The sequence below is a fragment of the Bacillus sp. SRL543 genome (assembly GCF_984799205.1).
Window position 1 is genome coordinate 1 of record NZ_OZ481794.1, and the last position, 10,000, is coordinate 10,000.

Genomic DNA, 10,000 nt, shown 5'->3' on the forward strand with positions numbered 1-10,000 from the left:
TTGGAAAACATTGCGGATCTTTGGAATAATGCTCTGGCCAATATCGAAAAAAAAATCAGCAAGCCAAGCTTTGACACATGGCTGAAATCGACCAAGGCACATTCTCTCCAGGGAGACCTGCTCATCATTACGGCGCCGAATGAGTTTGCACGCGATTGGCTGGAAGAACGATACTCGCAGCTGATTTCCGGAATCCTCTACGATATAACAGGAGAGGAACTGGCGGTTAAATTCATTATTCCGCAGAACCAGGGCGAAGAAGAAGTTGATCTTCCGGTCCCGCCGAAAAAAGGGAAAAAGGATGATGACCAGCCTGAACTTCCCTTGAATATGCTCAATCCTAAATATACCTTTGATACATTTGTCATCGGCTCCGGAAACCGCTTTGCCCACGCCGCTTCACTGGCAGTAGCCGAAGCGCCCGCCAAAGCTTACAACCCGCTGTTCATATACGGGGGAGTCGGACTGGGAAAAACCCACCTTATGCATGCAATCGGCCATTATGTACAAGATCATAATCCAGCTGCTAAAGTGGTTTATTTGTCTTCCGAGAAATTTACGAACGAATTCATCAACAGCATCCGCGACAACAAAGCTGTCGATTTCCGCAATAAATATCGAAATGTCGATGTTCTCTTAATTGACGATATTCAATTCCTGGCCGGAAAAGAACAGACCCAGGAAGAATTCTTCCATACATTCAATACACTTCATGAAGAAAGCAAGCAGATTGTCATTTCCAGCGACAGGCCTCCTAAAGAGATCCCTACGCTTGAAGACCGTCTCCGCTCCCGGTTTGAGTGGGGGCTCATAACGGATATCACCCCTCCAGACCTTGAAACGAGGATTGCGATCCTGCGAAAAAAGGCCAAGGCAGAAGGGCTCGATATCCCGAACGAAGTCATGCTTTATATTGCCAATCAGATCGATTCAAATATCCGGGAACTCGAAGGTGCACTTATACGCGTAGTAGCTTATTCTTCTTTAATCAATAAGGATATCAACGCTGATCTTGCAGCAGAAGCATTAAGGGACATCATCCCAAGCTCGAAGCCGAAGGTGATCACGATCCATGAAATCCAGAAAACGGTCGGGGAGCATTACAGTGTTAAACTCGAGGATTTCAAGGCAAAGAAAAGAACCAAGTCTGTTGCCTTCCCGCGGCAGATTGCGATGTACCTCTCCAGGGAGCTGACAGATTTCTCCCTGCCTAAAATCGGCGAGGAATTCGGCGGGCGCGACCACACGACCGTGATCCATGCCCATGAGAAGATTTCAAAGCTGCTCCAGACAGATGCGCAGCTTCAGAAGCAGCTGAAGGAATTGAATGAGCTGTTGAAAGTTTAGGTAAAATGTGAATAACTTTCATCACTTTGCACACAGTCTGTCCACATGTGGATAGGCTGTGTTTCCTTTGAAAATTGGAGTTATCCACATATTAACAGGCCCTACTAGTACTATTACTATTTTTTTAAATAAAATATATATATATATTCAGCCAGTAAAAAAATATGCCAATCCGGAGGATAAAAATGAAATTTCAAATTCAGCGCGATTCATTAGTCCAGAGTGTCCAGGATGTCATGAAAGCCGTGACAAGCAGAACGACGATCCCGATCCTAACAGGAATAAAAATTGTCGCTTCAGAGGAAGGGGTCACCTTAACAGGGAGCGATTCCGATATTTCTATTGAATCTTTCATCCCGAAAGAATCCGATGGCAATGAAATCGTTGAAATCTCAAGAACCGGTTCCATCGTACTGCAGGCCAAGTTTTTCAGTGAAATCGTGAAAAAGCTGCCGACAGACAAAGTCGAGATCGATGTCCAGAATCACCTGCAAACGGTGATCCGTTCGGGCAAATCAGAATTCAATCTGAACGGCCTGGATGCTGAAGAATATCCGCATCTGCCGCAGCTGTCTGAAGAGAAGATCTTCCGGATCCCGACAGACCTCCTGAAGGCAATGGTCCGCCAGACAGTTTTTGCAGTGTCCACCTCAGAAACACGCCCTATCTTGACAGGTGTAAACTGGAAGGTGGAAGATGCTGAGCTGACCTGTATTGCAACAGACAGCCACAGGCTTGCGCTAAGGAAAGCAAAGGTCGAAACAGAAGCAAATGAATCATATAATGTGGTCATTCCGGGAAAAAGCTTGAGCGAACTGAGCAAAATCCTTGATGACAATAATGAGCTGATCGATATTGTCATTACAGAAAACCAGGTGCTCTTCAAGGCTGAGAATCTTTTATTCTTCTCCAGGCTGCTTGAAGGGAACTACCCTGATACAACAAGACTGATCCCGAACGAAAGCAAAACGGAAATCGGCGTGCAGACAAAGGAATTCCTTCAAGCCATCGACCGTGCATCTCTCCTGGCAAGGGAAGGAAGAAACAATGTCGTAAAGTTCTCTACCATCGAGGACGGAGTGGTTGAAATATCCTCCAATACGCCGGAAATTGGAAAAGTAGTGGAGGAAGTACAAAGCCAGTTCATAGAGGGAGAAGACTTGAAGATTTCCTTCAGTGCAAAATATATGATGGATGCCTTGAAGGCCCTTGAAGGAACCGAAATCAAAGTCAGCTTCACAGGAGCGATGAGGCCGTTCGTCATCCGCCCGATGAATGATGAATCGATCCTCCAGCTGATTCTGCCGGTAAGGACTTATTAATAACCAGCGCTAAATTCATGCGCATTGCGAAAAAACTGCCTTTACGGCGGTTTTTTTGCTTTGGCGGAAAATAGGGCACCAGTAACTGGCACATAAAAATTTCCTCTTTTCTTTGTAAATGGTGCGATTTTTTAGTAAAATAAAGTATTGGGAAAGAATCGGACAAACTGGAATTCCTTTCAATGTGCCTTCTTTCTTCATCTCAGAATTCTCCGGAACTATATGTCCGGGATCACGCTTTAAAATAATTTCCGGACCGCATATACGAGCAGGGTTGGAAAAATGAAAGAGTGGATCAAATGACTGATATCCAGATCACAACGGAATATATCACACTGGGCCAGTTCCTCCAGGTGGCCGATCTTATCCAGACCGGCGGCATGGCTAAATGGTTTTTAAGTGAATATGAAGTATTTGTTAATGATGAGCAGGATCAAAGGCGGGGAAGGAAGCTCCGTTCCGGCGACAAGGTGGAAATACCGGGCATCGGCGCTTTCCGGGTGACAGAGTAGCAGATGCTAAAAGGATGTATGGCCTATGTTTATTGAGCAGTTGCTCTTAAGGAATTACCGGAACTATGAATCGCTTGAGGTTCAGTTTGAAGATAAAGTGAATGTCATAATCGGCCAGAATGCCCAGGGCAAGACGAATGTCATGGAGTCGATTTATGTGCTGGCAATGGCGAAATCCCACCGGACATCAAATGATAAAGAACTTATACGGTGGGATGAGGATTATGCTAAAATAGAAGGAAGGGTCCGCAAAAATCACGGGCCTTTGCCGATGCAGCTTGTCATTTCCAAAAAAGGAAAAAAGGCGAAGTGCAATCATATTGAGCAGCAGAGATTGAGCCAATATGTCGGGAATATGAATGTAGTGATGTTTGCCCCTGAGGATCTCCACCTTGTCAAAGGGAGCCCCCAGGTCAGGCGCCGCTTTATTGATATGGAAATCGGCCAGGTATCGCCGGTTTATTTGCATGATGTCGGCCAATACAATAAAATCCTCCAGCAGCGGAACCACTACCTGAAGCTTCTGCAGACAAGGAAGCAGACCGATCAGGCTATGCTGGAAATCCTGACGGAGCAGTTCATCCAGATGGCGGCAAAAATTGTGGCGAAGCGCTTCGACTTCCTGAAGCTCCTCCAAAAATGGGCATTGCCGATCCATGAGGGGATATCCAGGGGCCTTGAGACCCTAAAGATTGAGTATAAGCCGTCTGCCGATGTATCAGATGGCCAGGACTTGTCGAAAATGATAGAGATATATCAGGAAAAATTTGAAAAAGTCAGAGGCCGGGAAATCGACCGGGGAGTCACTATGTTCGGCCCCCACCGGGACGATCTTGCTTTTTACGTCAATGGCAGGGATGTCCAGACATTCGGTTCCCAGGGCCAGCAGCGGACGACCGCCCTTTCGCTGAAGCTGGCGGAGATCGAGCTGATCCACTCTGAAATCGGCGAATACCCCATTCTCCTGCTTGATGATGTACTGTCAGAGCTGGATGATTACAGGCAGTCCCATCTGCTTAACACAATCCAGGGCAAGGTGCAGACCTTTGTAACGACGACCAGCGTCGACGGGATCGACCACCAGACCCTGAAAGAGGCAGCAGCATTCGAGGTGGAGTCAGGTACGCTGAAAAAAATCCAGTGAGGTGATTCTGTGTACGTCCACATAGGAGAAGACATTCTTGTCAGAACAAGGGATATTATCGCCATCATTGACAAACAAAGCGTCAGCTCATCCAAATACATTGAAGAGTTCCTTCAGCAGCACAACCAGGTTGTCAACCTCTCCAAAGGATCCTTCAAGTCTATCGTAGTCACTGGCGATAAAGTCTATTATTCCCCCCTAGCCTCCGGAACATTGAAGAAACGCTCTTATAAATTAACTGTTCAGGAATTTTAAAAATATCAACTTGAAGCGCTGAGTCCTGATGCCGCCTAAAAAGGCGGGAAGACGGACCTGGCAGCCATTTCAGGTTTTCTTATAGATTTTTACTATGCAATCGAGTAATGCAAATGGAAAGTGTAGGTGATCGATGTGTCAATGGAGGAAAAGGCTATTCAGGAGCAATCGTATGATGAGAATCAGATACAGGTTCTGGAGGGGCTCGAAGCAGTCCGGAAACGTCCGGGGATGTATATCGGTTCAACAAGCGGCAAAGGGTTGCACCATCTAGTCTGGGAAATCGTTGATAACAGTATAGATGAAGCCCTGGCCGGATATTGTTCAGAAATCAATGTCATCATTGAAAAAGATAACAGCATCACGGTAGTGGATGACGGACGCGGAATCCCGGTCGGCATCCATGAGAAGATGGGCCGCCCGGCAGTCGAGGTCATCATGACCGTCCTGCACGCCGGCGGGAAATTCGGCGGCGGCGGCTACAAGGTGTCCGGCGGTCTGCACGGTGTCGGTGCCTCTGTGGTCAACGCCCTTTCGACCGAGCTTGAAGTATTTGTCCGCCGTGACGGCAAGCTCCATTACCAGAAGTTCGAGCGCGGCGTCCCTGCTGAGGACTTGAAGGTGATTGGCGAGGCAGAGGAAACTGGCACGACCATCCACTTCAAGCCGGATCCCGAAATCTTCACTGAGACGCTTGAATATGAGTATGAGATACTGGCAAACCGGATCCGGGAGCTCGCCTTCCTGAACCGCGGCCTGAAAATCACAATCGAAGACAAGCGCGTTGAAAATAAAAAAGGCGAATATTGCTACGAAGGCGGAATCAAGTCCTATGTTGAGCATCTGAACAGGACGAAGGAAGTCCTCCATGAAGAGCCGATCTATATCGAAGGCGAAAAAGAAGGCATCACTGTCGAGGTTGCCATCCAGTACAATGACGGCTTTACAGGCAATATTTATTCTTACGCCAATAACATCCACACATATGAAGGCGGAACCCACGAGTCCGGCTTCAAGACAGCTCTGACCAGGGTGATCAATGACTATGCCAGGAAAAATGGCGTATTCAAAGATAACGACGCCAATCTGTCAGGCGAGGACGTCCGCGAAGGGCTTACCGCCATCGTTTCAATCAAGCACCCTGATCCCCAATTCGAGGGGCAGACGAAAACAAAGCTTGGCAACTCTGAAGTAAGGACAGTCACTGATACGTCCTTCTCCGATCATTTTGAGAAATTCCTGATGGAAAACCCTCAGGTTGCCCGTAAGGTTGTAGACAAAGGGCTGATGGCCGCAAGGGCCAGGCTCGCTGCGAAAAAAGCCCGTGAGCTGACGAGAAGGAAGAGTGCCCTCGAGGTCTCAAGCCTGCCAGGGAAATTGGCAGACTGCTCTTCCAAAGATCCTTCCATCAGCGAACTGTATATCGTTGAGGGTGACTCTGCCGGCGGATCCGCCAAGCAGGGACGTGACCGCCACTTCCAGGCCATCCTTCCTTTGAGGGGTAAAATCCTCAATGTAGAAAAAGCCCGCCTGGATAAGATCCTCTCCAATAACGAGGTCCGCGCCATTATAACGGCCTCAGGGACAGGGATCGGCGATGACTTCGATATTGCCAAGGCACGCTATCATAAAATTGTCATCATGACCGATGCAGATGTTGACGGGGCCCATATCCGCACACTGCTGCTGACGTTCTTCTACCGCTATATGAGGCAGATCATTGAAGCAGGCTACATCTATATCGCCCAGCCGCCGCTTTATAAGGTACAGCAGGGCAAGCGGGTGGAATATGCCTACAATGACAAGCAGCTTGATAAGATCTTCGAAGAGCTTCCGAAAACTCCGAAGCCGAATATCCAGCGCTACAAAGGTCTTGGGGAAATGAATCCTGACCAGCTGTGGGAAACAACCATGGATCCCGGCACAAGGACGCTCCTTCAGGTAAGCCTTGAAGATGCGATCGAAGCGGATGAAACCTTTGAAATCCTTATGGGCGATAAAGTAGAACCGCGCAGGCAATTCATCGAGGAAAATGCGGTCTACGTAAAAAATCTCGACATTTAGTTTTCAGGACAGGATAGAATAACGCCCTCTATCCTGCTTTTTATATAATGGCTCTTTTTCCGGTGCCTTATGAAAATTTCCGGAAGGGGGCCGGGAAAACGGAGGCCCTTCCGAATCCTTATCAAGGGAGCGGGAGAGTGCGCAGCGTTTTCTATATACGTTTATAAAGTGAATGACGATAATGTCTAGCAGCAGCGCCTGCTCTCTCATGGCTGCAAGCCAGTCCTCCCTAAGGCAAAAGATGCCTTTCTGTGAGGTTGCCTTGTGTCTGCCGGGATTGGGGAGGACGTTTGCGCTTTTCTTACAAGGAGGTACCTGCTATGGCTGAGACGCCTAGTTCCCGTGTAACAGAAATAAATATAAGCCAGGAAATGAGGTCTTCATTTCTTGACTATGCCATGAGTGTCATCGTCTCAAGGGCGCTGCCGGATGTCCGCGACGGACTGAAGCCGGTCCACCGCCGTATTTTATATGCGATGCACGATCTTGGCATGCATTCAGACAAGCCTTATAAAAAGTCTGCCCGTATTGTCGGCGATGTTATCGGTAAATACCATCCGCACGGCGACTCTGCCGTATATGAAACGATGGTCCGGATGGCGCAGAATTTCAACTACCGCTATATGCTCGTAGATGGGCACGGCAACTTCGGTTCTGTCGATGGCGATGCAGCGGCAGCAATGCGTTATACAGAATCCAGGATGTCTAAGATTTCCATGGAGCTTCTCCGGGATATCAATAAAGATACCATCGATTATCAGGATAACTATGATGGCGAAGAGAGAGAGCCGGTTGTCCTTCCTGCCAGGTTCCCGAACCTGCTTGTGAACGGAACTACCGGAATTGCCGTAGGGATGGCAACCAATATCCCTCCGCACCAGCTTGGAGAAGTCATTGATGGCGTCCTGGCGGTAAGCCATGAACCTGATATCACCATCCAGGAGCTAATGGAAATCATTCCGGGCCCTGACTTCCCGACAGCCGGTATGATCCTTGGCCGGAGCGGAATCCGCAAGGCCTATGAAACTGGCCGCGGCTCCATCACGCTTCGGGCAAAGGTGGATATCGAGACAAAATCGAACGGCAAAGAGACGATCATCGTCCACGAAATTCCTTACCAGGTTAATAAAGCAAGGCTGATCGAAAAAATCGCCGAGCTTGTCCGCGATAAAAAGATCGACGGCATCACTGACTTAAGGGATGAATCTGACCGCAACGGCATGAGGATTGTCATTGAAGTCCGGAAGGATGCCAATGCCAGTGTCATTCTCAACAATCTCTATAAGCTGACTGCCCTTCAGACGAGCTTTGGCATCAATATGCTCGCCCTTGTTGACGGGCAGCCGAAAGTTCTGAACCTAAAGCAATGCCTTCAGTACTATCTGGACCACCAGCAGGTAGTCATCCGGCGCAGAACTGAGTTCGAGCTGAGGAAGGCACAGGCAAGGGCCCATATTCTTGAAGGCCTGCGCATTGCCCTTGACCATCTAGATGAGGTCATCAAATTGATCCGCAGTTCCCAGACAACAGAGATTGCCAGGGAAGGGCTAATGACGCAATTCAGCCTGTCTGATAAGCAGGCCCAGGCAATCCTGGACATGCGCCTTCAGCGCCTGACCGGTTTGGAGCGTGAGAAGATCGAGGATGAGTACCAGAGCCTCGTTCAATTAATCGCTGAGCTGCAGGCGATCCTGGCCGATGAAGAGAAAGTGCTTGAAATCATCCGGGAAGAGCTTGCAGAAATCAAAGAGCGTTTCAACGATGAACGCCGCACGGAAATCGTTTCCGGCGGGATCGAACAGATTGAGGACGAAGACTTGATCCCGCGTGAAAACATTGTCATCACACTTACGCACAACGGATATGTCAAGCGTCTGCCTGTATCGACATACCGCGCACAGAAACGCGGAGGCCGCGGCATCCAGGGTATGGGAACCAATGAGGATGACTTTGTGGAGCACCTGATCACAACCTCCACCCATAATACCCTCCTGTTCTTCACAAACAGAGGGAAAGTCTACCGGGCGAAAGGGTATGAAATCCCTGAGTTCAGCCGGACCGCTAAAGGAATCCCGATCATCAACCTTCTTGGCATCAATAAGGATGAATGGGTGAATGCCGTGATCCCGGTTGAGGAATTTGTGGACGAGTGGTTCCTGTTCTTTACAACCAAAGAAGGGATTTCCAAGCGCTCTCCGCTGACATCATTCGGAAATATCCGCAACAACGGACTGATTGCACTGAACCTTCGCGAAGGCGATGAGCTGATTTCCGTCAGGCTTACAGATGGCAGCAAGGAAATCATCATCGGCACGAAAAAAGGCCAGATGATCCGTTTCCCTGAAACAGATGTAAGATCAATGGGACGTACAGCCACCGGTGTCAAAGGAATCACCCTTGACAGCGATGATGAAGTGGTCGGGATGGAAGTGCTCGAGGAAAACTCAGAAATTCTCATGGTCACTAAGAAAGGCTATGGAAAGAGGACTCCTGAAATGGAATACCGCGTCCAGGGCAGGGGCGGAAAAGGAATCAAAACCGGTAATATCACTGATAAGAACGGCACGCTCGTTGCTGTCAAAGTGGTTACAGGTGAGGAAGACATCATGCTGATTACAACAGGCGGCGTACTCATCCGCATGGCAGTCGGCGATATCTCTACAATGGGCCGGAACACACAAGGTGTAAGGCTGATACGCATCAATGACAGTGAAGGCGAATATGTCGCAACCGTCGCCAAGGTCGAAAAAGAAGAAGATAAGCTTGAAGAGGCCCTGGCTGATGAAGAAGGAATTCTGGACAGCGAAACTCCTGCTGAAACAGCAGAAGCTCCATCCGAAGATGAAACTGAATAAAGAAGCAATTGAGAGGAACACAAATTTGTGTTCCTCTTTTTTGGCAAAATAAAGTAAAATAGTAAAAAAGACTTAATTGGGGTGCAGCTTGTGCGTGTAAATATAAATGACCTGCAAGAAGGATGCATACTGGCAGAAGACATCTTCAGCCTGACAAACCGTCCGATCATCAAGAAGAAAACAGTCCTGACAACAGAATTGCTTGAAGTGATGAAGGCATTTTTCGTCGATGATGCCGCAGTAGAGAAAACACTCTCGGACGGCATGCCTTTTTATCCTTATGGAACGGGTACCGAGGAAGATAAGGACAGCAGCCCATCGAGCCAGCCTGGCAGCTCTCTCAAGGGAGCGGATCTGTTCCTGAGATCTGTACAGGGCTTTAAAAAGGAATTCATTGCCTGGCAGTCAGGAATGCAGATAGATATCTCCAAGATCAGAAGCATTCTGATCCCGCTGATTGAGGCTTCGGAAAGCAATCCCGCAGACCTCTTCTCGCTGTAT

At 48.4% G+C, this 10,000-nt stretch carries 9 protein-coding genes (1 of these 9 cut by a window edge); 8 read left to right on the forward strand and 1 reads right to left on the reverse strand.

Translation table 11 applies throughout. From position 1 onward, the window contains the following. Both dnaA and dnaN read left to right on the forward strand, forming a co-directional pair. Complete coding sequence (dnaA, locus tag AC4E8B_RS00005) at positions 1 to 1,347, forward strand: chromosomal replication initiator protein DnaA (RefSeq protein ID WP_490216277.1); 1,347 nt, start codon at positions 1 to 3, stop codon at positions 1,345 to 1,347. 185 nt (positions 1,348 to 1,532) lie between these two features. Beyond that, a complete protein-coding gene (dnaN, locus tag AC4E8B_RS00010; RefSeq protein ID WP_490216279.1) occupies positions 1,533 to 2,669 on the forward strand; it encodes a DNA polymerase III subunit beta in 1,137 nt (378 codons plus the stop codon). Positions 2,670 to 2,684: 15 nt separating this feature from the next. Here the strand turns inward: dnaN and AC4E8B_RS00015 are convergent, their stop codons facing one another. After that, positions 2,685 to 2,870 carry a hypothetical protein gene (locus AC4E8B_RS00015; protein WP_490216281.1) on the reverse strand — a complete coding sequence of 62 codons (186 nt, stop codon included), beginning with the start codon at positions 2,868 to 2,870 and terminating at the stop codon, positions 2,685 to 2,687. A 98-nt stretch (positions 2,871 to 2,968) separates the two neighbouring features. On the opposite strand from AC4E8B_RS00015, the gene yaaA reads away from it, so the two are divergent. The 6 genes from yaaA to AC4E8B_RS00045 form a co-directional block, all read left to right on the forward strand. Beyond that, a complete protein-coding gene (gene yaaA / locus AC4E8B_RS00020) occupies positions 2,969 to 3,181 on the forward strand; it encodes a S4 domain-containing protein YaaA (RefSeq protein WP_490219890.1) in 213 nt (70 codons plus the stop codon). A gap of 25 nt (positions 3,182 to 3,206) precedes the next feature. Further along, a complete protein-coding gene (gene recF / locus AC4E8B_RS00025) occupies positions 3,207 to 4,325 on the forward strand; it encodes a DNA replication/repair protein RecF (RefSeq protein WP_490216283.1) in 1,119 nt (372 codons plus the stop codon). Positions 4,326 to 4,334: 9 nt separating this feature from the next. Further along, on the forward strand, positions 4,335 to 4,580 hold the full coding sequence (remB, locus tag AC4E8B_RS00030) for an extracellular matrix regulator RemB (RefSeq protein WP_490216285.1): 246 nt from the start codon (positions 4,335 to 4,337) through the stop codon (positions 4,578 to 4,580). A 141-nt stretch (positions 4,581 to 4,721) separates the two neighbouring features. Next, complete coding sequence (gyrB, locus tag AC4E8B_RS00035; RefSeq protein WP_490219891.1) at positions 4,722 to 6,644, forward strand: DNA topoisomerase (ATP-hydrolyzing) subunit B; 1,923 nt, start codon at positions 4,722 to 4,724, stop codon at positions 6,642 to 6,644. Between the two features lie 320 nt (positions 6,645 to 6,964). Next, the gene (gene gyrA / locus AC4E8B_RS00040) at positions 6,965 to 9,499 is read left to right on the forward strand and encodes a DNA gyrase subunit A (RefSeq protein ID WP_490216287.1); all 2,535 of its coding nucleotides are present in this window, start codon (positions 6,965 to 6,967) and stop codon (positions 9,497 to 9,499) included. Between the two features lie 81 nt (positions 9,500 to 9,580). Continuing rightward, a protein-coding gene (locus AC4E8B_RS00045) for an HD-GYP domain-containing protein (protein ID WP_490216289.1) crosses the window boundary here: on the forward strand, positions 9,581 to 10,000 show its start. Its footprint extends 678 nt past the window's final position; 420 of the gene's 1,098 nt are visible here — the first part of the coding sequence; its start codon is at positions 9,581 to 9,583; its stop codon lies beyond the right edge, outside the window.